This window comes from Stappia indica, assembly GCF_001696535.1.
GTDB lineage: Bacteria > Pseudomonadota > Alphaproteobacteria > Rhizobiales > Stappiaceae > Stappia > Stappia indica.
In genome coordinates this window covers 1,163,736-1,185,369 of the sequence record NZ_MBQE01000001.1, presented here as the reverse complement: position 1 = coordinate 1,185,369, position 21,634 = coordinate 1,163,736, and the positions used below count along the sequence as shown (strand labels likewise).

The window sequence follows — 21,634 nt, the reverse complement described above, 5'->3', positions numbered from 1 at the left end:
ACCAATGGCTGACGACGACGATCTCGGCAATCTCGACGAGGCATGGGGCGAAGCCCTGGCCGAGCAGATGGACGGCGACGGCGAGGACGAGGACCTGGCCGCGGCCTGGGGTGCTGCGCTCGAGGAACAGGGCGTCGCCGGCGGCGACGACATGGCCGCCCAATGGGCGGCGATGATCGACGACAGCGAGCCGGAGCTGGAAAGCGCCACGCGCGGTGCCGACCGTATTCTCAACCAGGAAGAGATCGACAACCTCCTCGGTTTCAACATCGAGGACACGATCGCCGCCGACCAGAGCGGCATCCGGGCGCTGATCAACTCGGCGATGGTCTCCTACGAGCGTCTGCCGATGCTCGAGATCGTCTTCGACCGCTTGGTCCGCCTGACCACCACGTCGCTGCGCAACTTCACCTCCGACAATGTCGAGGTGTCGCTCGACAGCATCTCTTCCGTGCGCTTCGGCGACTACCTGAACTCGATCCCGCTGCCGGCGATCCTGGGCGTGTTCAAGGCCGAGGAATGGGACGGCTTCGGCCTGTGCACGGTCGAATCGAGCCTGATCTATTCGATCATCGACGTGCTGCTCGGCGGTGGCCGCGGCATGTCCGCGGTGCGTGTCGAGGGACGTCCCTACACGACCATCGAGAGCAACCTCGTGCGGCGGATGATCGAGATCATCATGCACGACATGGAGCAGGCCTTCTCGCCGCTCTCGCCCGTCCATTTCAACCTGGAGCGCCTGGAGACCAATCCGCGCTTCGCCGCGATCTCGCGCCCGGCCAATGCGGCCATCCTCGTCGAACTGCGCATCGACATGGAGGACCGGGGCGGCAAGATCGAAATCATGATGCCCTATGCAACTCTGGAGCCGATCCGAGATCTGCTCCTGCAGATGTTCATGGGCGAGAAGTTCGGCCGCGATCCGATCTGGGAAGGCCACCTGGCCACCGAGATCTATGCGGCGGAAGTGGATGTCGATGCGGTTCTCTACGAGACGCACATTCCGCTCGGGCGGGTGCTCGATCTGAAGGTGGGCGAGACCCTGCTGTTCGACATTTCCCCGAGCGACCCGGTCGCGATCAAGTGCGGCGGCATTCCGCTGACCCAGGGGACGATGGGCAAGGACGAGGATTCCATCGCGATCCGCGTCGAGCGCGGGCTGCAGAAGCCCAAGATGACCTTGGCCGCCTTCGAGCGCGCCATGCAGAAGGAAATGGACCCAACATGAGCACGCTCCCTGTCGGACTGATGATCGAGAGCCTCGTCGCGCTGCTGCTGGTGGTGACGATCGGATATTGCATCGTGCTCAACAAGCGGCTGAAGCGTCTTCGTGCCGACGAGGAAGCGCTGCGCGCCACCATTTCCGAGCTGATCACCGCGTCGGAAATCGCCGAGCGCGCCATCCTCGGCCTCAAGGCGACTGCCGGCGAAGCCGACCGCACCCTGGGCCAGCGCCTCGTCGATGCCGAGCGCCTGTCGCAGGAACTGGCGGCCCACGTGTCGCGCGGCAACACCGTGCTCGAGCGCATCACCCAGATCACCGAGGCGGCCCGCACCGTGCAGCAGCAGGCTGCTGCTCCCGCTCCCGTCGCGGCGGCCCCGATTCCCGAGCCGGCACCGGCCCGTCCGGCGACCATGCGTGCCAGCGATATCCGCTCGGCCGCGATGGAAGCGACTGCTCGCCTCGAGCTGTTCCGCAAGCGTGCTGCGGAGCAGGCCGCGTGACAAACCTGCGCCTGATCCCCGTTCTCGTCCTGGCGGCCAGCGCGCTTCTCGCGCTGAAGCTGCTCGGGCTCGCAGTCGATGGCGGAACCTCCGTCACCGCCGGCGTGAGCGTGGCGATGGCGCAGCAGGCGGCCGATCCTGCGGCAGCTCCCGCGGATGCGGCTTCCACCGCGCAGGACCAGGCGCCGGCGACGGAGCCTGCCGCGTCCGGCGATACGGCGGCAGCCGATCCGGCAGCCGTGCCTCCGCTGCCCGCGGGGCTGGGTGGCGATGCGCCCGCCGCGCCGGGCGGTCTCGAACTCGGCGGGTCCATTGCCGAGCGCAAGGTTCTGGAATCGCTCAGCGACCGTCGGCGTGAACTCGACAATCGCGAGAAGCAGTTCGAACTGCGCCAGCAGTTGATGAAGGACACCGAGCAGCGGCTGCAGCAGAAGGTTGACGAGATCGCGGCCATCGAGGAGCGCATCCGCACGCTCAACCAGGAGCAGGAGAAGAAGCGCGAGGACGAGCTCAAGGACCTCGTGCTCATGTACGAATCGATGAAGGCCAAGGATGCCGCACGCATCTTCGACCGCCTCGATCTCGACATTCTCGTGCGCGTCGCAAAGCAGATGAAGCCGCGCAAGATGGCCGACATCATGGGGCGGATGACGCCGGAGGCGAGCGAGCGGCTGACGGTGGCGCTCGTGACCGGCCGCAAGCCGGACGTGGAGGCCGCTCCGGTCGTCGCTCCGGACCTGCCGAAGATCATGGGCAACTGATGAAGGCCCGGCCGGAAACGGCTCCGTGGTCGGAATGCCCGGGAATCCGGGGCATCCGTTAAACGCAGCGTTAAGCCGCGTCCGCTAGACTGGCTGTTCGGTCGAAAGGTTCAGGGGAGCCCTGTGAGGCAGGACGGCTCAAAAGGACGCAAGCTACGGATCGTCGTCGCGCACCTCGCGGCGGCGTTTTGTGCGTTTGTGGTCCTGCTTGCGGCAGCGCTGGCGCCCGTCTCCGGTCTGGTTTCTGCCGCCCGGGCAGAAACGCTCCAGGCGGATCTGCGCGCCTCGCAGCAGGATGGCTACGGCCGGCTGGTCCTGACGTTTCGCGACCGCACGCTCCTTCCGGAATATGATGCGCTCGCCTCCAACGGCGTGCTGCGGATCCGCTTCCGTGACGAGGTGGTGACCAATGTCGACAGCGTTCCCGTCGACATGCCGAATTTCATCTCCATCGCTCGCCGGGATCCTGACGGCTCGGCGCTGCGGTTCGCGCTGATGGGCGATTTTCGCGTCAACACGATGGAGGCGGGAGAGAAGCTGTTCATCGACCTGCTGCCGCCGAACTGGCAGGGGATGCCCCCCGGGCTGCCCGACGATGTGGTGCAGGAACTGGCACGGCGCGCCGAGGAGGCTATCCGCCGGGCGCGTGCGCTGGAGCAGGCGCGGCTGAAGGGGCAGGAAGAGCCGAAGGTCGAACTGTCCATCGGCACGCACCCGACCTTCACGCGACTTGCCTTCGAGTGGAACCTGAATTTCGATTCCGCCTTCGTTCGTGAAGGCGACATGATCAAGGTCACCTTCAACTACGACGTTCCGCTGGACCTGTCGGAGTTGCGCTCGCACCTGCCGCCTGGCGTGGTGGACGCCACGTCCTTCATCGACGAGGGACGGCTGAAGTTCCTGCTGCGGGTCCAGCCGGATGTCGATATCCGCGCGTTCCGCGAGGACAATTTCTACATTCTCGACGTGACCCCGCGCAGCATGGCGCAGGATCCCGTCAATGCGGCGATCGACGATGCGATCAAGGCGGGCGAGCATGTGCCGGGGAACGCCACCGCAGTCGTCTTCGCCGCCGGAACGGCCGAGACGCCGCAGGCCGCGGCCGATCAGGGCATGATCGACGGTCACGCCCCAGCAGGTACGCCTGAAGGCGTTGCCCCGTCGCCGAAGCCGGCCGACCCTCTTGCCTCGCTCGAAAGCGCAGCGCCGGCGCCGGCCGCCGCGCAGGAGGCGGCGCAAGAGGCAACACCGGCCTTGCCGCTTCCGCGGGCAAAGCCGGGCGCCGAGCAGGCGGATGCCGGTGTCGCGGCTGAACAGCCTGTAGCCGCCGCCGCGCCCGCTGCCCCCACGTCCGCTGCCTCCACGTCTCCGGCTCCCGCAGCCGCCGAACCGGTGCCGGGCCCCGAAGTTGCGCAGTCCGCGGCGCCGGCTGCCGAGACCGCTTCGCCGCAGCCTGCCGCCGCCGCCCCGGCGGTGGAAACCGTTGCCGCCTCCAATGTGCCGCCGCCCTCGGCGGACGACGTGCTGCCCTCGGAGATCGATCTGAGCGGTGTCGCGGGCCAGGAGATTTCCGGGTCTGCCGAAGTGGCGTCGTCTCCCGAGATGCCGCCCGCCGGCTATGACGACGAGGCGCGGCGCTTCGTGGTCGCCGAGGCCCGGCGCATCGGCGATACGGTGCGGGTCGTGTTTCCCTTCTCCGAATCTGTCGCCTCGGCGGTGTTCCGGCGCTATCGCAGCCTTTACCTCGTCTTCGATACGGCCGACCCGATCGACATTCGCGGCATGCGGTCGGTCCTTGCTGACCGGGTGGAAGCGGTGGAGGTGACCGCCAATGCCGACTGGCAGGTGATCCGCATCGACCTGATGCGCGATGCGCTGGCGTCTGTCGGCGTCGATGGCAGCGCCTGGGTGATGACCATCGGCGAGATGATCCTCGAACCCTCCCGCCCGCTCTCCCTGGAGCGGACGGTGCGGGGCGACGGCGGCACGATCATCACGATCCCCTTCCAAGCGCCGGCGGCCGTGCGCGAGGTGATTGACCCCTTCGCCGGCGATAAGGTGACGGTTGTCACCGGCCATGCGCCGGCGCGCGGCGTGCTGAAGCCCCAGAGCTTCGCCGAGTTCGACGCGCTGATGTCGGCGCATGGCGTGGCCGTGCTGAGCAAGGCGGACGATCTGGAGGTCAAACTGAACGGCGATGCCGTGATCCTGGAGCGGCCGCGCGGGCTGTCCGTCTCAAACGGCAATCTCACCAAGGGCTCGAAAGTGCTGCCGCCGGTGATCGATCCGGCGACGCCCGGACATGTCGATCTGGGCAACCTGATGAGCAGCAGCACCAAGGACTTCCTCGATAAGATCAAGAAGATGGAATACACGATCGCGAACACGCCGGAGGAAGAACGGCGTGTTCCGCGCATGGAGATGTCGCGTTTCTATCTTGCGCACGGCTTTGCTCACGAGGCGCTTGGACTGATGCAGCTGGCGGCGCGGGACGACCCCGCGCTGGTCCGCGATTCCAGCTACAACATGCTGATGGGAGCCGCGCAAACCCTGGCCGGCCGCCCCCGCGAGGCGCTGGACTATCTCGGCCGGCCGGAGTTACTCAACAACGCCGATGCCTCCGTCTGGCGCACCATCGCGGCGGCCGACCGGCGTGACTGGACCACGACGCGGGACAACCTGTCTCGCGGGCAGGCGGTGGTCGGCAACTACCCGGTGAGCGTTCAGATCGACTTTCACCTCGCCGCTGCCGAGGCGATGGTCGAGGTGAGCGACTACGGCAACGCGGCGGCCATTCTCTCGGAAATCGATCCCAGCCTCGCATCCGCGCATCAGGCGGCACGCTACGACATCATCCGCGGCCAGATCGCCGATGCGTCGGGCCGGTCTCGCGAGGCGCTGACGGCCTTCGACCTGGTGCAGCGTTCGCCGGACCGCGCGCTGGCTGCGGAAGCGGCATACCGGGCGCTGCGGGTCCGCCACCGCGACGGGGAGCTCTCCACCGCGGAGGCGATCGACCAGCTTGCGGGGCTTGCCGCCTCCTGGCGCGGCGATGAGACCGAGCTGAAAACCCTGCGTTTCCTGGCGCAGCTGGAAGTCCAGTCCGGGAACTATCGCAGCGCCTTCGAGGCGATGCAGTCGGCGCTGCAGGCGAATGCGGATGCCGAGACCACGCGACTGCTGCAGGACGAAATGGGCGCGGTGTTCGCCAATCTGTTCCTCAACGGCGAGGCGGACCGGATGGACCCGGTCAAGGCGCTGGCGCTGTTCTACGACTTCCGCGAGATGACGCCGGTGGGCCGGCGCGGCGACGAGATGGTCCGCCGTCTCGCTGGCCGGCTCATCGACATGGATCTTCTGGCCCAGGCTGCCGAGCTGCTGCGCCATCAGGTCGATCATCGCCTCAAGGGGGCCGCGCGTGCGCAGATCGCCGCCGATCTCGGCGTCGTCTACCTGATGGACCGCAAGCCGGAAGAGGCGCTGCGCGTTCTCAACCGCACCCGGCAGGCCAAGCTGCCGCGTGAGCTGGAGCGCCAGCGCAACATGGTGGAGGCGCGCGCCCTGACCGAAAGCGGCCGCCCGGATCTGGCGCTCGAGATCGTTCGCAACATGCGCGGCGAGGACGTCGACCGGTTGAAGGCGGATACGTTGTGGGCTGCTCAGAGCTGGCGCGAGGCGGGCGAGCTGCTGGAAGGGCTGGTCGGCGGCCGGTGGTCGGACCCGGTCGCGCTGGCGGACCAGGAGCGCACCGACATCCTGCGCGCGGCCATCGGCTATTCGCTGGCGAATGACGATTTCAGCCTGTCGCGCCTGAAGGCGAAGTTCATGAACAAGATGAGCGACAGCCCGGATGCCGCGGCCTTCGACATCGTCACCCGGCCTGTCGCCGATCGCGGGGTCGAGTTTATGTCCGTGCTCGACAATCTGCAGAGCGTCGACTCGCTCGATATCTTCCTTGCCGAATACCGCCGCAAGTATCTGCAGCCTTCGCCCGATACGGCGCCGGTCGCCCCGTCCGAGCTGCCGATGTCGCAAGGACCGGTCGCGGGGGATGCCCAGCAGACGGCGGCCCGCAGCGGCGACACGCCGCCCGCTCCGCAGGCGGCGGATCCGGTCGCAGCCGGGGGCGCGGGCTGAACGCGCCCAGAAACCTCTGCAGGCGGGCTTGCAACTAGGGCCGTTGCACCGGGCGCTATCCGCTCGAGAAGCTCTGGACCAGGCTTCCCGCGATCAGGTTCCATCCGTCGACCAGCACGAAAAAGATCAGCTTGAACGGCAGTGAAATCACCACTGGCGGCAGCATCATCATGCCCATCGACATCAGCACCGATGCGATGACGAGGTCGATGATCAGGAACGGCAGATAGAGCAGGAAGCCGATCTCGAAGGCGCGGCGCAGCTCGCTGATCATGAAGGCCGGCACCAGCACGCGCATGCTGATCTCTTCCGGCGTTTCCGGCGCTTCCTGTCCCGACAATTCGGTGAACAGCCCCAGATCCTTCTCGCGCACATTCGCCCGCATGAAGGCATGGAACGGGCGCGACCCGCGGTCGAATGCTTCCGTCAGTTCGATGTTGCCCTCGACCAGCGGCTGGACGCCTTCGTTGTAGGCGGCCTCGAAGGTGGGGGCCATGATGAAGAGCGTCAGGAACAGCGCGAGCGACGTCATCACCGCGTTGGGCGGCGCCGTCTGCAGGCCGATCGCCGAGCGCAGCAGCGACAGCACCACCACGATACGGGTGAAGCTCGTCACCATCACCAGGATGGAGGGCGCGAGGCTCAGAACAGTCAGCAGCGCGACGAGCTGAACCGCACGCTCGGTCAGGCCCGTGCCTTCACCGAAATCGATGGAAACGCCCTGAGCCTGCGCACCGGTGGCAAGGAAGGTCAGAAGGAGACAGCCAAGGGCCGCGACCGCCGTCTTGCGGAAGGGCAGGACGGCGTGCCGGGCCCCTGTCATGGACGCTGTTCCGTCATTTGCGCGGTCCGCCGATCTCGCTCAGCAGGCGCGCCATCTCTTCCTCGATGGCATCCATCGTTACCGGACCGTTGTCCTTCTTGGCGTCCTCGCCCTTGTCGGCGTCCGCTGCAGGCTCGTCATCCGCAGGCTTTTCCTCGGCCTTGGGCGCATCCTGCTCTGCCGGCGCGGGCGCCTCGGGCTTGGCTGGGGCTGCAGGTGCGGAAGCCGCAGGGGCCGGAGCATCCACCTTGGGCGCCTCGACCTTCGGGGCGGCCGGAGCCGGGGTCGCGGGAACGGGGGTGAAGTCCGCGCGCGGTTCGCTGCGCGCCGCCGGGGCGCTGCCGCGCGACTGGTCCAGCTCGGCGAGAAGGGCGTCTTCCAGCGAGGCCAGATCCGGCTCGATGCGGCTTGCCGCAGGAGCGGCCGGCGCAGGCGCGGCTGCCGGCATGTCGGGCTTGGCTTCCGCCTTCGGCTCGGGCTTGACCTCGGCCTTGGCGTCCGGCTTCACCTCGGGCTTGGGAGCGGAGGAAACGGCCGGTGCAGGTGCTGCAGGGGCCGGCGCGGAGGCCGCGCCCGCCGCTGCGCCTGCGGTCACGCCGGACAGATCGCCGCGCGCAGCCGGCTTGTCGCCGGCGGCAGGCTTGTCGGCCGTCTCGTTGAACTGCGGGAACGCCGTGCGGGCGTTGGCTGCCGGGCCGGAGGATGGCGGCGTCACATTCCGGCGGATCGGCGGCAACGGCTCGCGTCGCGGCTGCGCCGGGGCAGGCGGCACCGGAGCCGACGGAGCCGGGGCGGCCTGGGTGACGGCCGGCGCGACCTCGGGAGCCTTCGGCGGGGCCATCGATGCCTGGGCGGCGGGCGCTTGAGCAGCGGGTGCCTGCGGCGCTGTGGGGGCGGCCGACGAAGTGCCGAGAGGACGCAGCGGCGGACGGGGGGCGGGAGCCGCCGGAGCGTCCGGGCGAGAGGCGGGCGGCGCCATGCCGGAGGCCGCGCCTTGCGGCTCGCTGCGCGGTTCGTTTCGGGTGGGAGCGGCAGCGCGGGCAAGGCCTGCGACTGCGGCGCCGGCTGCTGCCACGGAGGCGCCGGCACGCTTCAAGGGAGAGGCGTCGCCGCCGTTGCTCTCGGCCATGCGGCGCGGGGCCGGAGCAGGGGCCTGCTGCTGGGGCTGAGGCGGACGGCGCGGGGCCGCGGGCTGCGGTGCCGGCTGCGAAACAGGCGCCGGCGTTGCCGCCGGGGCGGGCGCGATCGGGACCGGCTGCGGCTCGATCTCGGGCGGGTTGAACGAGGCGGACAGTTCGCTGCCCATGGCCGGCTGGCGCGGATAGGCCTGGGAGACCGGCACGCCGCGCACGATGTTCTGCTCGACGACGATGTCGCTCGGCCCGCCGACCAGGAGCAGATGCTCGACATTGTCGCGTCGGATCAGCACGAGCCGGCGCCGGGTGTCGAGCGAAGCGGCGTCCATCACCGCGATGCGCGGCTGGCGCGAACGGCTGCCGAGGCTGCGGCTTCCGGCGATGCGGCGCAGGATCCAGATGAAAACGGATATCAGCGCCAGGACAATCGCCACCGCGAGAAAGAAACCGATGCCGCGGGCCCAGCCCGGTTCCATCTGAAAGGTGTCAACCAGCCAACTTGTCATGCCTTTCTCGGCCTCTTCCTGTTCGAGGGTGCGCCCGCTGCCCGCCTGTCACGCGAGCCTTGCGGTCCGGTCTACCCGTCCGTCCGGCGTTGGAGTGTCCCGCGCCTTAACCCCGATCCATGGCATCGCGCAACCGGTCTTGCCCGGCGAACGCGCGCGAATCCTGCCTTACTTCATTCTGTTTAGCTGTTTTGCGCGATTCTCTCAAAGAGGGAAGGTTAACGCATCCCGGCAAAAAATGCCGATATCCGCCGCCAATATGCAAGCCGCCATCGGAACTTGCGCCGCGGATGCATGGGAAACCGGGGCATTCTCCTTTCGGAAACGTTAATCGTTAACTCCTCGTTAACCATCTACCCGGCAGGATCTGCCTAGTCGTTAACCCTCGTCGCAACGGGAAGACCGTCCCATGTCGATCTCGGACCTGCCGCTGTTCCAGGCGCTCAAGTCGAAGATGCAGTGGCATCAGAGCCGGCAGGGCGTCCTTGCCGAGAACGTCGCCAATTCCGATACGCCGGGCTTCCGCGGCAAGGATCTGGAGGACTTTTCCTTCGACAAGGCGCTGGCTGCCCGCACCGTGGGGCTCGCGACGGCACGCACCAGCAGCGCCCACATCGTCGGCTCGATGATGCGCGAGACCGGCGGCGTCGAGCGCGATGCGGCCAGCGGTTTCGAAATCACCCCGGACGGCAACACGGTGGTGCTCGAGGAACAGATGATGAAGGTGACGGCCAACCAGATGGACTACCAGACGGTTGCCTCGCTCTACCAGAAGGGGCTCGGCCTCATCCGAACCGCCCTGTCGCGCAACGGCTGAGCCGTCGCGCCGTGATCAGGCCCGTTGGGGCCGGGGAGTTTGACCGTGGATTTCGTCAAGTCGATCTTCATCGCTGCGTCGGGCCTGAAGGCCCAGAACGGCCGCATGCGGATCATCGCAGAGAATATCGCCAATGCGGACTCCACCGGGCGCACCCCGCAGGAGGATCCCTATCGGCGCAAGATCCCGACCTTCAGCGCCGAGCTCGACCGCAAGCTTCAGGCCGAGGTGGTGGAACTGGGGCCGGTCGAATACGACCGCTCGGAGTTCAAGACCCGCTATGAGCCCGGCCATCCTGCGGCCGACGAGCGCGGCTATGTGCGCACGCCGAACGTCGAGACCCTGGTCGAGATGGTCGACATGCGCGAGGCGCAGCGCTCCTACGAGGCCAACCTCAACCTGATCAGCGCGACCCGCCGGATGCTGCAGAAGACCATCGAGATCCTGCGCGCCTGACCCGCGTATCCTTTCTTTTCGGAGTAGAACGAGATGTCCACGCCGTCGATCGCCGCCAGCGCCTATCGCATGACGTCCGCGCTTGCGGGGGCGAATCAGGATACAAGTGTTAAGACTTCGTCGACGTCGACGCCGGACTTCGCCAACATGGTCAAGTCGGCCGTCGAGCAGGTGGTCGACCAGGGGCGCGGCGCCGACAAGCAGACGCTGGCGCTGACCGAAGGCAAGGCCAATGTCGTCGATGTCGTCACCGCGGTCGCCGAGACCGAGGTGGCTTTGGAAACGCTCGTTTCGGTGCGCGATCGCGTGATCTCCGCCTATCAGGAAATCATGCGCATGCCGATCTGAGCCTGAGCGGTTCCGCCGGTCGTTGCCGGCGGTGCGCCGGAGCGGAAGGAACAGCATGACCGGGCCGGAGGTCCTCGATATCGCCCGCCAGGGCATCTGGACCCTGATCATCGTGTCCGCCCCGCCGATGGTGGTCGGCCTGATGATCGGCGTGGTGATCGCCCTGTTCCAGGCGCTGACGCAGATCCAGGAGATGACCCTCGTCTTCGTTCCGAAGATCCTAGCCATCTTCGTGACGCTGCTGGTCGCCTTGCCATTCATGAGCCAGGCCCTGGAGGCCTATACGGCCCGTATCGCCGATCTCATCGTCACCGGCTCCGGATAGTCCGGCCATGAGCTTCGACATATCCCTTCTTCCCCAGGTGGCGCTGCTGTTCATGCTGCTGTTCGCCCGGCTCGGCACGATGCTGATGCTGATGCCGGCCCTGGGCGAGGGATCGATCCCGCCGAACATCCGCCTGGCGGTGGCGCTGTTGCTGACGCTTGTCTTCTATCCCGTTGCTGCGCCGCTTTATTCCGTCGATGCGACCATGCCGTTGCCGCGGATCGGCGTGCTGCTGGCATCCGAGTTCGCCATCGGCTTCTTCATCGGCCTTGGAGCGCGTCTCATCACCTATGTCCTGTCGATTGCCGGCATGATCATCGCCAACCAGTCGGGCCTCGCCTTCGCCATGGCGACGGATCCGACGATGGACGGTCAGCAGGGCGCGGTGATCGGCTCCTTCCTGAGCCTGCTCGGAATCACGCTGATCTTCGCCTTCGACCTGCATTATCTGGTGATCGCCGCGATGAACGACAGTTTCCAGCTCTTTCCTCCCGGAAACGGCATCCCCGTCGGCGACATGGCGGAGCTTGCCACGATGCTGACGGCCGAACTGTTTTCCATTGCGATCCGCATCGCCGCGCCGTTCATCGTGGTCGGCCTTGTCTTCTATTTCGGGCTCGGCCTGCTCAACAAGCTGATGCCGCAAATGCAGATCTTCTTCATCGCGATGCCGCTCAATATCGCCATCGGCGGGCTTATGCTCTTCTCCCTGCTGGTGACGATGATGATGTGGTATCTGTCGCATTTCGAGACGGCGCTCGGCCGGTTCATCGCAGGGTAGGACGATGGCCGAACAAGACGACGACGCCGAGAAAACAGAAGACCCCACGCAAAAGAAGCTGGACGATGCGCTCAAGAAGGGTGACGTCGCCAAGAGCCAGGAGGTTGCGACCTGGTTCACCATGCTCGGCACCGGGCTGGTGGTGGCGCTTCTGGCGCCCGGCGCGGCGGACAGCCTGCAGGCGGCGCTGCGCGGCTATCTTGCCCATTCGCATCAAATTCCGGTCGATGCCGGCGGTCTCGGCCAGCTGTGGCGCGACACGGGATTGCGGATCGGCGCCATTCTCGCGCTGCCGCTGCTCCTGCTGCTGGCGACCGCGATCATCGGCAACGTCATCCAGCACCAGCTGATCTGGTCGGCCGAGCGGATGAAGCCGAAACTGTCGAAGATCTCGCCGCTGGCGGGCTTCAAGCGGCTTTTTTCCTCCGAAAGCCTGGTGAACTTCGCGAAGGGTCTCATCAAGATCGTCGTCGTCAGCGGCCTGATGGTCGCGGTCCTCTGGCCCCAGCGCGACACGATCGACACCATGATCTTCCGCGAAACGGGTGTGCTTCTGAGCGAGGTGCAGACCCTGATCCTGCAGTTGATCGCGGCGATCCTCGCGGTCATGACGGTTGTTGCCGGCCTCGACTACATCTGGCAGCGCAAGAAGTGGTTCGACAAGCAGAAGATGAGCCAGCGCGAGATCAAGGAGGAGTACAAGCAGACCGAGGGCGACCCGCTGGTGAAGGGCAAGATCCGCCAGTTGCGCATGGAGCGGTCGCGCCGACGGATGATGGCGGCGGTGCCGGAGGCGACGGTTGTGGTCACCAACCCGACCCACTATGCGGTGGCGCTGAAATACGAACAGGGCATGCAGGCGCCGATCTGCGTTGCCAAGGGAACGGACGCGGTGGCGCTGAGGATCCGGGAGATCGCGCGCGACAACGAGGTGCCGGTGGTCGAGAACCCGCCGCTCGCCCGTGCGCTCTATGCCCTGATCGACATCGACCAGGAAGTGCCGGAAGAGCAGTATCGCGCGGTGGCAGAAGTGATCGGTTTCGTTTATCGAATGCGGGAACGCCGCTCCTGGCGCAGCTAGGAGTGGCGCCTGTCGCCGGACGCATGAGCGCCCGGCGGGTGCCGAAGGGGAGGCTGGCGCAATTGGCGCCACGGGGTATGTGAATGAGCAGAAGTGATCGGGGTCCGTCGTCTCCCGCGGTCGAGCGTCAGGAGCGTTCAGGCAGCATCCTGTTGCTGATCCTGCTTGCGCTCGGCCTTGTCGGCGCCGCTGCCGCCCTGTCGCTGATGGAGCGCGGGCAGGCCGAGCCTTTCGTGCTGGCGCTCCTCGGCGTCCTGGCCGTCATCGGCGTGTTCTCCCTGTTCGCCGGCGCCATCGGCCTGCTGCGCTTTTCCTCGCGTGCCCCGGCAAGCCCGGTCCCGGCCGCCTTTCTCAACACGCTGGAAGACGGCGTCCTTGTCGTCGAACGCGACGGACGCATCGTCTACGCGAACGATGCCTATGGACGGCTGATCGGCGCCGAGGGCCCGGCCGAGATGCGCGGCGTCGAGCGCGTCTTCTCCAGCGATCCGGCGGCGACCGACGCGATCTTCCATCTGACGCGGGCGGCGGAGGCCGAGCGCGCGGCAGAGGAGGAGATTCGCCTGCCGCATCCGCTGGGGCGCAACGACGGCGAGCCGTGCTGGTACCGGGTGCGCGTGCGCCCGCTGCCGCTGGTCACCGGCCAGGGCAGCGAGCGCGGCTGCACCGTGTGGCAGCTCTCCGATATCAGCGGCGACCGGACCGAGCAGGAAACCTCGTTCCAGGAGTTGCAGCGGGTCATCAATTTCCTCGATCACGCTCCCGCAGGCTTCTTCTCCTGCGATGCGGCAGGCCGCGTCGTCTATCTCAACGCGACCCTGGCCGACTGGCTCGGCTACGATCTCGTCAGCTTCGAGGCCGGCTCGCTCGGCCTCAGCGAATTCATGCGCGGCGATGGGGCGGAGCTCCTGCTGTCGGTCCAGGGCAAGGCCGGCGAGGTCAAGACCGAGACCTTCGATCTCGACCTGACCACGCGGGGCGGACGGTCGGTGCCGGTGCGCATCCTCCACCGGGTGCCTTTCGGCGCCGGCGGGCTGCCCGGCGAAAGCCGCACCCTGGTGCTCAACCGGTCGCGCGGCGAGGATGCGGCCGAGGCGCTGCGCTCGTCCGAGGTGCGTTTCGCGCGCTTCTTCAACAACACGCCGATCGCCATCGCCTCGATCGACCATGACGGCGGCATCAGCAAGACCAACGCGCCCTTCGTGCGCCTGTTCGGCACGTCCGATGCGACGCAGGGCGCACCGAAGCTGGTCGACCATGTGACTGCGCCCTCGCGCCCGGCGCTGATGGAGGCGCTGGCCGCCGCCGCCGAGGGGCGCAGCGAGATCCCGCCGGTCGATGTGCGCCTCGACGAGCGCGAGGATGGACGCTCCGCCACCGTCTACGTCTCGGCGGTGCGAGACGGCGAGGACGACTCGGACGCGGCCATCGTCTACGTGCTGGAAACGACGGCGCAGCGCGTGCTGGAGGCGCAGTTCGCGCAAGGCCAGAAGATGCAGGCGATCGGCCAGCTGGCCGGTGGCGTGGCTCACGACTTCAACAACGTGCTGACCGCCATCATCGGCTTCTCCGACCTGCTGCTGGCCAGCCACCGGCCGAGCGACCCGTCCTTCCAGGACATCATGAACATCAAGCAGAACGCCAACAGGGCAGCCGGCCTCGTGCGCCAGCTGCTCGCCTTCTCGCGGCGCCAGACGCTGCGGCCGAAGGAACTGGCGCTGAACGACGTTCTGGCGGACCTGTCGATCCTGCTGGACCGGCTGCTGGGCGAGAAGGTGGAGCTCAGCGTCGTACATGGCCGCGACCTGTGGCCGGTGATGGCCGATCTCAACCAGCTCGAGCAGGTGATCGTCAATCTTGCGGTCAACGCGCGCGATGCGATGCCCGAGGGCGGCCACCTGACCATCCGCACGCTCAACGTGCCGGAGGACCAGTCGCAGTCCTACGAGGGCACGCGCGGCATGCCGGTGGCCGAATATGTGCTTACCGAGGTCACCGACACCGGCACCGGCATGACGCCGGAGGTGATGGAGAAGATCTTCGAGCCGTTCTTCTCCACCAAGGAGGTCGGCAAGGGCACGGGCCTCGGGCTTTCGACGGTCTACGGCATCGTCAAGCAGACCGGCGGCTTCATCTTCTGCACCAGCGAGCTCGGCAAGGGCACCAGCTTCCGCATCTTCCTGCCGCGCCATGTGCGCAACGAGGCGGAGCAGGTGGAGGTGAAGCCGGTCGAGGCACCGCAGCTGACGGACCTCACCGGTTCGGCCACCATTCTGCTGGTCGAGGACGAGGAGGCGGTGCGCGCTTTTGCGGCGCGGGCTCTGACCTCGCGCGGCTATACCGTACACGAGGCCTCGAGCGGCGCCGAGGCGCTTGAGATCATGGAAGAGACCGACGGCGAGGTGGACCTGGTCGTCTCCGACGTGGTCATGCCGGAGATGGATGGACCGACCCTCTTGCGCGAATTGCGCAAGACCCAACCGGACCTGAAGATCATCTTCGTCTCGGGCTATGCGGAAGACGCCTTCGAGAAGAACCTGCCGGAGAACGAGAAGTTCTCGTTCCTGCCCAAGCCCTTCACGCTGAAGCAGCTGGCGACGATGGTGAAGGACGTTCTGGCAAGTTAGGCTTTTATGTATTCGTTCTCAATAATATCTCTCTTGTGCGCGGCGCATTAGGCGAAGCGACATGTAGGGAGTGTATTATGGACATATTATCGGGGTATGATGCAGTTTCTAAGATGAAGGCAAGCATTCTGAGTGCGGGGTGCGGCTCGCTCGAGGTCGGGTATGAGATATCGGACTTCGAACGTATTTGCCAATCCTTTCCCAAGGGAAGGCTTGGTGAGCACTTTAGCCGGAGGCTGAATACCCTTCCGCCGAATCGACTTATGTGGATTGTTGCCAAAGATCGCGCCGGGCGTCCTGTCGCAGCCGCCGCCGCGAGGTTCGATGACATAAAAGGCTGGGATCTGGAGCGTTTCATTGCCGAGTATTGGACACGTATCTATACTGATGAAAACGGGGATCCTATTGAAATTATACCGATGTCACTTGAGCACGCGCGCGGAATTTCTGGTCCCTGGGTGTACTTAGGTGAGGGGTTTGTGGCGGAGGATTTTCGCGGCAAAAAAATTTCTTCAAACCTTATTAGGATCCTGATTATTCTTGCTTTCAATGAATTTAGGCCGAATCTTCTCTATGGATGGATGCGGCCTCCTTTAATAAAAATTGGTGTAAATACCAATTGGGGATTTCATAATACTATATACCCAGGGCTTCTTTGGAAGAAGGCTCCGCATCAGCTTGATTTGCATGATCTTGCTTTTGTATCCTGTGATGCTCGGGGAGTGGGACGTCTTTCGCAGCGCTTTTCGGGGAGTTCTCTGGAATGAGTTGGGAGTAGATCAATATTATTGGAAGGCCGCCCTTCATTGTTGTTGGCAGTATAATCCTAAGGTAATTTATCTTTCCCGGGGCGAAGGATGATAGTGAATCTGTTTCTATAATCTCCGAAACAGCTATTCTATTGTGGGTGGAGGTGACATACCCGTGCCGCAGCGCTTGACGATAATCTAGCGGGAAGAGCGCTGCGGCCGACCCTGGTTCCAGTTGAGAGACAACTGACTGCGCCAACGTCTTTCTTCCTACAAAAAGTATTTCTGGGGTGCAGTCAAAATTTGAGTCTCCTCCCATGATGAGGATTTTTTCTATCAACTCGCGCGGAATTTCCGACAAACTTTGGATTTTCTTCCACATATTGCAGATTTCAATCCCATCATTATCGATGGGAAAATCTTCAATATTTTTGAATTCGACATTGGTTACTTTGGTTGCCATTATTTTTCTCTCAGTGATGCCGCCTTTTTTGCTGCATGGCCCACGTCAAGGCAGGTCTCATAAATTCAAATATCAGTTCCTTCTCATGTTTCGACAATTCATCAATGTTATCATTTCCAGTTAGTTGTATAGCGTGCAGCTTGAGTATATCCATTAGTCCCATTTTTTGAGACCATTCTATCATTTCCAGAAATCTTCTCTCTATGTCATCTACATATATTTTGAATTCTTTGTTTTTTTCCATGCTTAATAACCATTGTTTGTTGATCGAGGGGTGTGTTTAGCGTTGCCGCGATATCCTCAGTGCCGGTTGTTTTGCGGGCGGGACGGGAAGCCGTGCACCAGGCGCAGCAGGTCCGCCTGCCCGCCGGTCGCTGTCTTGGCGTAGACGCTCTTCAGCTGTGTACGGATCGTCTCTCGCGACAGGCCTGCCTCTTCGGCGATCTCCGTCACGCTCTTGCCCTCGACGATCCCCGAGACGGCCCGGCGCTCTCCCTTCGTAAGTGCGTAGGCGCCGGCGAACTGGTCGAGATCGACTGCGTTGCCCATCCCGCCCGGCGGCTGGATCAGGATCGCGACCGTCGGTCCCTCGAACAGCAGTGAGAGGCGATCCTTTTCCACGCTGATCAAGGTCAGCCGCATGCCGCCGCTGAACAGGCTTGCGGTCTTCGGACCCTCGTAGGAGCGTCTCAGCATCTGCTGCAGCACGCTCTGGGCGTCTTCCTCGCGCAGGCGCAGCTTGCCGAGCGGCGAGACCGTCATCGGGGCGCCGTTCTCGATCAACTGCTGGCCCGTGCGCGAGATCATGCGCACAACTCCGCTTTCCCCCAGTACCACCACGCCGACATCGAGCGAATCGAACAGCGAGACGCCGAGGTCGAAGCCGGACCAGCGCGACGGACTGTTGCGGTAGAAGCGGGCTGCTCGTTGCAGGTGCGGCGCGATGCGCGTCAGCTGCTCGGAAAAGCGCGCGTTCATCTCCGGATCCGGCCTGCTGGTAACCGTCGAGATGATCAGCGGGCACTCGCCGAACTTGTCGATGGTCACGCCGATGGAACGGGCGATGCGGTTGGGCGCGAGGAAGTCGTTGTAGAACTCCGTCTGGAGCATCTGCGTGTGGGATATGATTTCGTCGGAATGGATCCCGAGGCCGACCTTGCGCGCGGCGCAGTGGTCGAGCCAGGGATTGAGGTTCACGTAGTGCGCCGCATAGGCCGCAAGCTCGGGGCCCTCGAAGCGGGACGCCATGGCCAGATACTCGTCCGCCTGGCTCATGTTGTGGGAGAACATGACCGTCCTGCCGTCCGGCGCATTCGCCGAAAGCCGGTCTAGAAACGTCTGCCACGAGGTTTCGCCCAGGAGCGCGGCGTAGATCAGGTCGATGAACTCTGCATCGGCCTGCGGGTGATAGCTGCGACCCTCGTCCATCGCGTGCTCCTCGTGCCGGCCCGAAGCCGGGCCGCTTCACCCGCCAGGGTGATTGGAGAGAAGTATAGGCGGGTGCTACGAGAATCTCGACTGCAGATTTTGCAGTCGTTGCCCCCTGCAAGAACTGACGATGTTCACGAGTCTTGCAAGTATTGTCGGGAATCGGGAGTGATTGACATGAAGACGACCGGATTTGTGTTTGCAGCGGCGGTCCTTGCCGGCTGCATCTTCGCTTCGTCGGTGCATGCCGCCTGCACCGGATCCAACGGCCGGGGATGGGGGCGCGGCAACGGGGCCGGCAGCTTCCAGATGACGGCAGCCGACAAGTCGTGTCGGATCGGCTTTACCAATGTCATCAACGACCGGACGAAAACCAGCGTTCCGGCCAACAAGGTTTCGGTGACGCGTGCCCCGAAGAACGGCAAGGTCCAGGTCACCGGGAAGGGGCTCGTCTACACGCCGGCCAAGGGCTTCAAGGGGAGCGACTCGTTCTGCACGAAAAACACCACGCCCAAGGCGCCTGGTGTCGTGCTGTCGGGGTGCATCACCGTCGCCGTGCGCTGAAGCACGCATGCAACCGGGCGGCGCTTGCGTGCCGCCCGCTGGCCTACCAGCCCATCGCGGCGAAATAGCCTGCGTAAAACACCAGCCAAAATCCGGCGAGCATCCAGCGGCGCGTGCGCAGGGCAAGGTGCCCGAGCAGCCTGTTGAAGATCAGCCAGCTTGCAAGGGCAGCGAGCGCGAACCGCAGCAGCCGGGCCGGCAGGCTCACCAGCACAAGGGTCAAGAGCGGCACTCCTGCCAATGCTGCATCGACGACGAAGATCTTGTAGGGCGCGCCGCTCAGCGAGCCCATGACCATTCCCGAAAGCAGGCCCTGTTCCATCAGCCTCGCCGCGCGCGCGACCAGCTCCGGCGAAATGCCTGGCACATTCAGCAGCAGTGCCTGCGCCGCTTGCGGATCGGCGCTGGTGAAGGCATGGAGCAGCGCGCCGCCGGCCACCGCGCCGGCCACAGCCGCAAGGGCGGCGAGAAGCGCCCGCTTGAGCGAGACCTGCGCGATGAAGCTCAGCAGCACATCCGGCACGATGAAGAAGACCGTCGCCTCGGCAAGGCCCCACAGGGCGGCGCCCAGCGTGACCAGCCTGTTCCCCAAGCTATTCCCACGACGCAAAGGTCTTCTCCGTGGAGAGCGCGGCGAAGCGCGCGGTGAGCGTCTCCATGAAGGCCTCGCGGTCGCCCGGCCAGCGGATCGGCTCGCCGATGAAGATGTCGCAGAAGAACGGCACCAGCAGGAACGACCCCTTCGGCAGCGCCTTGCCGAGCCCGTGGGTGAACACCGGGACGACGGGGGCGTCCGGGTTCTTCTCGGCCAGATGGGCGATGCCCTTCTTCAGGGCGGTCATCTTTTCCGGTTCGCCGCGGCTGCCTTCGGGAAACAGGATCAGGATCTCGCCGGCGGCCAGCGCGGCGTGACACTCGGCCAGCGGATCGGCACCAGGGGCGTCGCCCTTGCGCTCGCCCGGTTTGCGGACGATGGGAATGATCCGCAGGATGTTGAGCGAGAACCACGCCATCGCCCTGTTGGCGAGGAAGTAGTCCGCCGCGGCGACCGGGCGCAGCAGGTGGAGCTTCGACAGGGGCAGCAGGCACATCAGCACCAGCGTGTCGAGATGGCTGTTGTGGTTGGCGACGATCACCGCCGGCCCGCGTTCGGGCAGCCATTCGCGCCGGCGCACGTTCAGTCCCAGCACGAACAGCACGACGATGCGCGCTGCCAGGAAGAACAGGATCTGCAGCCCCCGCGTCATGGCGTCCTCATGCGTGGAAGTAGCGCACGAAATGGAAGAACAGCGGCGCCGTGAAGGTCAGGCTGTCGATCCGGTCCATGATACCGCCATGGCCGGGGATCAGCGAGCCGGTGTCCTTGACGCCGAGATCGCGCTTCACGGCAGAAACCGTCACGTCGCCGATGAAGCCGGCCGCGGCGATCATCAGTCCGCTGGCCGCCGCCTGCTGCCAGTCGAACGGCGTGACCAGCGGGGCGACGAGGACCGCTGCCACCGTCGTCGTCAGCAGTCCGCCGAGGAAGCCTTCCCAGGTCTTCTTGGGGCTGACGACGGGGACGATGGGCTTGCTGCCGAAGAGCCGGCCCCAGGTGTACTGGGCGACATCGTTGAACTGGGTCAGGAACACCAGATAGAGCAGCAGGCCGGCACCCGCTTGCGGGTCCGCGTTGCCGACCAGCGGCAGCACCAGCAGAAAGGCCGCGTGGCTCAGCGAGAAGACGCAGAGCATCAGACCCCAGTTGAGCGTGCCGATCGCCTTCAGAAAGCCCTCCGTCTGCTGCGTCATCAGCATGGAGAACGGCAGGAACAGGAACATGTAGACCGGGATGAAGACCGCGAACATGCCGTACCAGCCGTCCGCGACCCAGTAATACTGGACCGGAATCGAGAGATAGGCCCAGAACAGCACCCGCCGGTCGGCCCGGCGGGTCGGGATCATCGACAGGTATTCCTTGAAGGCGAGGAAGCTCACCAGCGCGAACAGCACGATGGAAAGCGTCGGGCTCAGCAGGAAGGCGGCGGTGAACAGGGCGATCATGCCCCACCAGCTCACCGTGCGGCTGACCAGTTCGGAGTGGTCGCGGTCGGGCTGCAGGCGTTTCAGCGCGAAAACCACGGTGCTGGCGAGGATCAGGATCCCCCAGATGCCTGCGATGGCAATGTGCAGCGGCGTCATGTCGGCGAACAGGCTCATGGACGGCCCTCCCGGACCTCGGCCAGCGCCTTGCGGGCGCGGTTGAAGACGGTGAGGGCGGCGGGAAGCAGCGCGATGGCCAGCACCCAGTTGGCGAAGACGGGCGTGACGATGCCGAGCCCCAGCAACAGGCCGAGCGTGCCGAACAGCACCGCGCGGTCGCTCTTGCCCAAGGGGCCGTCATAGCGCCGCGAGGCGCCGATCTGGACGCCGACGACGCCCATCATCTCGCCGATCACGGCCAGCAGGCAGAGGCCGACGATGGCCATGGGCGAGAGACCGGGCACCAGCGCGAAGGGCAGGTAGAGCGCCAGGTCGCAGATGACGTCGCCGAGCTCGTTGAGCACCGCGCCGAGCGCCGACTGCTGGTCATGCTCGCGGGCCAGCATGCCGTCCATGGCGTTGAGGGCCATGCGCACGAACAGCACCAGCGGCAGCAGGGCGAGCGGCAGGCCGGCGGCCGGCCACACGGCAATCGCGAGCCCGGCGATCACCGACAGGGCAAGGGCTGCGAGCGTCACCTGATTGGCGGTGATGCCGGCGCGCGCCATGCGGCGAAGCACCGGGCGCAACAGGGTCTGGAAGCGGGATTTCAGATCGTAGACGGTGGCCATGGCGCTGCCGGTTGCGGGCGGGACAGTCGGGTCGATTCAACCCGACCGCGAGACAAGCGCGTTTTCGCCTCGCATGCAACGCCGGAGGGAAGCG

General features: G+C 65.3%; 20 protein-coding genes. 13 read left to right on the top strand and 7 right to left on the bottom strand.

What is annotated here, in order from left to right; translation table 11 throughout:
* The first annotated feature begins 4 nt into the window (after window positions 1-4).
* The 4 genes from fliM (at window position 5) to BBX35_RS05650 (ending at window position 6,623) form a co-directional block, all read left to right on the top strand.
* Window positions 5-1,228, top strand: a complete 1,224-nt coding sequence (gene fliM, locus BBX35_RS05665) for a flagellar motor switch protein FliM (RefSeq protein WP_067217011.1) — start codon at window positions 5-7, stop codon at window positions 1,226-1,228.
* Complete coding sequence (locus tag BBX35_RS05660) at window positions 1,225-1,725, top strand: DUF6468 domain-containing protein (RefSeq protein WP_067217009.1); 501 nt, start codon at window positions 1,225-1,227, stop codon at window positions 1,723-1,725. The genes fliM and BBX35_RS05660 overlap by 4 nt, the downstream gene beginning before the upstream one ends.
* A complete protein-coding gene (locus BBX35_RS05655) occupies window positions 1,722-2,486 on the top strand; it encodes a MotE family protein (protein WP_088946038.1) in 765 nt (254 codons plus the stop codon). The genes BBX35_RS05660 and BBX35_RS05655 overlap by 4 nt, the downstream gene beginning before the upstream one ends.
* 198 nt (window positions 2,487-2,684) lie before the next feature.
* Window positions 2,685-6,623: a tetratricopeptide repeat protein gene (locus tag BBX35_RS05650; protein ID WP_067217003.1), complete on the top strand. Its 3,939-nt coding sequence runs from the start codon at window positions 2,685-2,687 to the stop codon at window positions 6,621-6,623.
* A gap of 55 nt (window positions 6,624-6,678) precedes the next feature.
* Here the strand turns inward: BBX35_RS05650 and fliP are convergent, their stop codons facing one another.
* Complete coding sequence (gene fliP / locus BBX35_RS05645; protein WP_083206033.1) at window positions 6,679-7,446, bottom strand: flagellar type III secretion system pore protein FliP; 768 nt, start codon at window positions 7,444-7,446, stop codon at window positions 6,679-6,681.
* 13 nt (window positions 7,447-7,459) lie between these two features.
* The gene (locus BBX35_RS05640; RefSeq protein ID WP_067217000.1) at window positions 7,460-9,088 is read right to left on the bottom strand and encodes a FliO/MopB family protein; all 1,629 of its coding nucleotides are present in this window, start codon (window positions 9,086-9,088) and stop codon (window positions 7,460-7,462) included.
* A gap of 409 nt (window positions 9,089-9,497) precedes the next feature.
* On the opposite strand from BBX35_RS05640, the gene flgB reads away from it, so the two are divergent.
* From flgB to BBX35_RS23575, 8 genes are all read left to right on the top strand, one after another.
* On the top strand, window positions 9,498-9,905 hold the full coding sequence (gene flgB / locus BBX35_RS05635) for a flagellar basal body rod protein FlgB (RefSeq protein ID WP_067216997.1): 408 nt from the start codon (window positions 9,498-9,500) through the stop codon (window positions 9,903-9,905).
* A 45-nt stretch (window positions 9,906-9,950) separates the two neighbouring features.
* Complete coding sequence (gene flgC / locus BBX35_RS05630) at window positions 9,951-10,361, top strand: flagellar basal body rod protein FlgC (RefSeq protein ID WP_067216995.1); 411 nt, start codon at window positions 9,951-9,953, stop codon at window positions 10,359-10,361.
* A gap of 33 nt (window positions 10,362-10,394) precedes the next feature.
* Window positions 10,395-10,709 (top strand): flagellar hook-basal body complex protein FliE, encoded by a 315-nt coding sequence (gene fliE / locus BBX35_RS05625; RefSeq protein ID WP_067216993.1) that lies wholly within the window; start codon window positions 10,395-10,397, stop codon window positions 10,707-10,709.
* A gap of 55 nt (window positions 10,710-10,764) precedes the next feature.
* Window positions 10,765-11,034, top strand: coding sequence for a flagellar biosynthesis protein FliQ (gene fliQ / locus BBX35_RS05620; protein ID WP_067216990.1), 270 nt, complete (start codon window positions 10,765-10,767; stop codon window positions 11,032-11,034).
* 7 nt (window positions 11,035-11,041) lie between these two features.
* Complete coding sequence (gene fliR / locus BBX35_RS05615) at window positions 11,042-11,815, top strand: flagellar biosynthetic protein FliR (RefSeq protein ID WP_067216987.1); 774 nt, start codon at window positions 11,042-11,044, stop codon at window positions 11,813-11,815.
* A 4-nt stretch (window positions 11,816-11,819) separates the two neighbouring features.
* Complete coding sequence (flhB, locus tag BBX35_RS05610; protein ID WP_067216985.1) at window positions 11,820-12,896, top strand: flagellar biosynthesis protein FlhB; 1,077 nt, start codon at window positions 11,820-11,822, stop codon at window positions 12,894-12,896.
* 83 nt (window positions 12,897-12,979) lie between these two features.
* Window positions 12,980-15,523, top strand: coding sequence for a cell cycle histidine kinase CckA (gene cckA / locus BBX35_RS05605; RefSeq protein WP_067216983.1), 2,544 nt, complete (start codon window positions 12,980-12,982; stop codon window positions 15,521-15,523).
* A 113-nt stretch (window positions 15,524-15,636) separates the two neighbouring features.
* Complete coding sequence (locus BBX35_RS23575) at window positions 15,637-16,290, top strand: hypothetical protein (protein ID WP_171901386.1); 654 nt, start codon at window positions 15,637-15,639, stop codon at window positions 16,288-16,290.
* Window positions 16,291-17,035: 745 nt separating this feature from the next.
* On the opposite strand, the gene BBX35_RS05600 is transcribed toward BBX35_RS23575, so the two are convergent.
* Entirely contained in the window at window positions 17,036-18,163 is a 1,128-nt protein-coding gene (locus BBX35_RS05600; RefSeq protein ID WP_067216981.1) for a helix-turn-helix transcriptional regulator, read from the bottom strand.
* Window positions 18,164-18,340: 177 nt separating this feature from the next.
* Between BBX35_RS05600 and BBX35_RS05595 the strand changes: the two genes are divergently transcribed.
* A complete protein-coding gene (locus BBX35_RS05595; protein ID WP_067216979.1) occupies window positions 18,341-18,727 on the top strand; it encodes an Ig-like domain-containing protein in 387 nt (128 codons plus the stop codon).
* A 43-nt stretch (window positions 18,728-18,770) separates the two neighbouring features.
* Here BBX35_RS05595 and BBX35_RS05590 read toward each other — a convergent pair whose 3' ends face one another.
* From BBX35_RS05590 to BBX35_RS05575, 4 genes are read right to left on the bottom strand one after another with little or no spacing between them, the layout of a single operon-like run.
* A complete protein-coding gene (locus BBX35_RS05590) occupies window positions 18,771-19,319 on the bottom strand; it encodes a hypothetical protein (protein WP_067216977.1) in 549 nt (182 codons plus the stop codon).
* A 1-nt stretch (window position 19,320) separates the two neighbouring features.
* Window positions 19,321-19,974 carry a lysophospholipid acyltransferase family protein gene (locus BBX35_RS05585; RefSeq protein WP_067216974.1) on the bottom strand — a complete coding sequence of 218 codons (654 nt, stop codon included), beginning with the start codon at window positions 19,972-19,974 and terminating at the stop codon, window positions 19,321-19,323.
* 7 nt (window positions 19,975-19,981) lie between these two features.
* Window positions 19,982-20,926 carry a phosphatidate cytidylyltransferase gene (locus BBX35_RS05580; RefSeq protein WP_208979764.1) on the bottom strand — a complete coding sequence of 315 codons (945 nt, stop codon included), beginning with the start codon at window positions 20,924-20,926 and terminating at the stop codon, window positions 19,982-19,984.
* Window positions 20,923-21,540, bottom strand: coding sequence for a CDP-alcohol phosphatidyltransferase family protein (locus tag BBX35_RS05575; RefSeq protein ID WP_067216971.1), 618 nt, complete (start codon window positions 21,538-21,540; stop codon window positions 20,923-20,925). Before BBX35_RS05575 ends, BBX35_RS05580 begins: the two co-directional genes overlap by 4 nt.
* Window positions 21,541-21,634: the final 94 nt, after the last annotated feature.

What these genes read in the sequence shown, in the direction of transcription:
- fliM (WP_067217011.1), top strand. Translation starts at nt 5, where the DNA reads ATGGCTGACGACGACGATCTCGGCAATCTCGACGAGGCATGGGGCGAA.
- BBX35_RS05660 (WP_067217009.1), top strand. Translation starts at nt 1,225, where the DNA reads ATGAGCACGCTCCCTGTCGGACTGATGATCGAGAGCCTCGTCGCGCTG.
- fliP (WP_083206033.1), bottom strand. Translation starts at nt 7,446, where the DNA reads ATGACAGGGGCCCGGCACGCCGTCCTGCCCTTCCGCAAGACGGCGGTC.
- BBX35_RS05640 (WP_067217000.1), bottom strand. Translation starts at nt 9,088, where the DNA reads ATGACAAGTTGGCTGGTTGACACCTTTCAGATGGAACCGGGCTGGGCC.
- flgB (WP_067216997.1), top strand. Translation starts at nt 9,498, where the DNA reads ATGTCGATCTCGGACCTGCCGCTGTTCCAGGCGCTCAAGTCGAAGATG.
- fliE (WP_067216993.1), top strand. Translation starts at nt 10,395, where the DNA reads ATGTCCACGCCGTCGATCGCCGCCAGCGCCTATCGCATGACGTCCGCG.
- fliQ (WP_067216990.1), top strand. Translation starts at nt 10,765, where the DNA reads ATGACCGGGCCGGAGGTCCTCGATATCGCCCGCCAGGGCATCTGGACC.
- fliR (WP_067216987.1), top strand. Translation starts at nt 11,042, where the DNA reads ATGAGCTTCGACATATCCCTTCTTCCCCAGGTGGCGCTGCTGTTCATG.
- flhB (WP_067216985.1), top strand. Translation starts at nt 11,820, where the DNA reads ATGGCCGAACAAGACGACGACGCCGAGAAAACAGAAGACCCCACGCAA.
- cckA (WP_067216983.1), top strand. Translation starts at nt 12,980, where the DNA reads ATGAGCAGAAGTGATCGGGGTCCGTCGTCTCCCGCGGTCGAGCGTCAG.
- BBX35_RS23575 (WP_171901386.1), top strand. Translation starts at nt 15,637, where the DNA reads ATGAAGGCAAGCATTCTGAGTGCGGGGTGCGGCTCGCTCGAGGTCGGG.
- BBX35_RS05600 (WP_067216981.1), bottom strand. Translation starts at nt 18,163, where the DNA reads ATGGACGAGGGTCGCAGCTATCACCCGCAGGCCGATGCAGAGTTCATC.
- BBX35_RS05595 (WP_067216979.1), top strand. Translation starts at nt 18,341, where the DNA reads ATGAAGACGACCGGATTTGTGTTTGCAGCGGCGGTCCTTGCCGGCTGC.
- BBX35_RS05585 (WP_067216974.1), bottom strand. Translation starts at nt 19,974, where the DNA reads ATGACGCGGGGGCTGCAGATCCTGTTCTTCCTGGCAGCGCGCATCGTC.
- BBX35_RS05580 (WP_208979764.1), bottom strand. Translation starts at nt 20,926, where the DNA reads ATGAGCCTGTTCGCCGACATGACGCCGCTGCACATTGCCATCGCAGGC.
- BBX35_RS05575 (WP_067216971.1), bottom strand. Translation starts at nt 21,540, where the DNA reads ATGGCCACCGTCTACGATCTGAAATCCCGCTTCCAGACCCTGTTGCGC.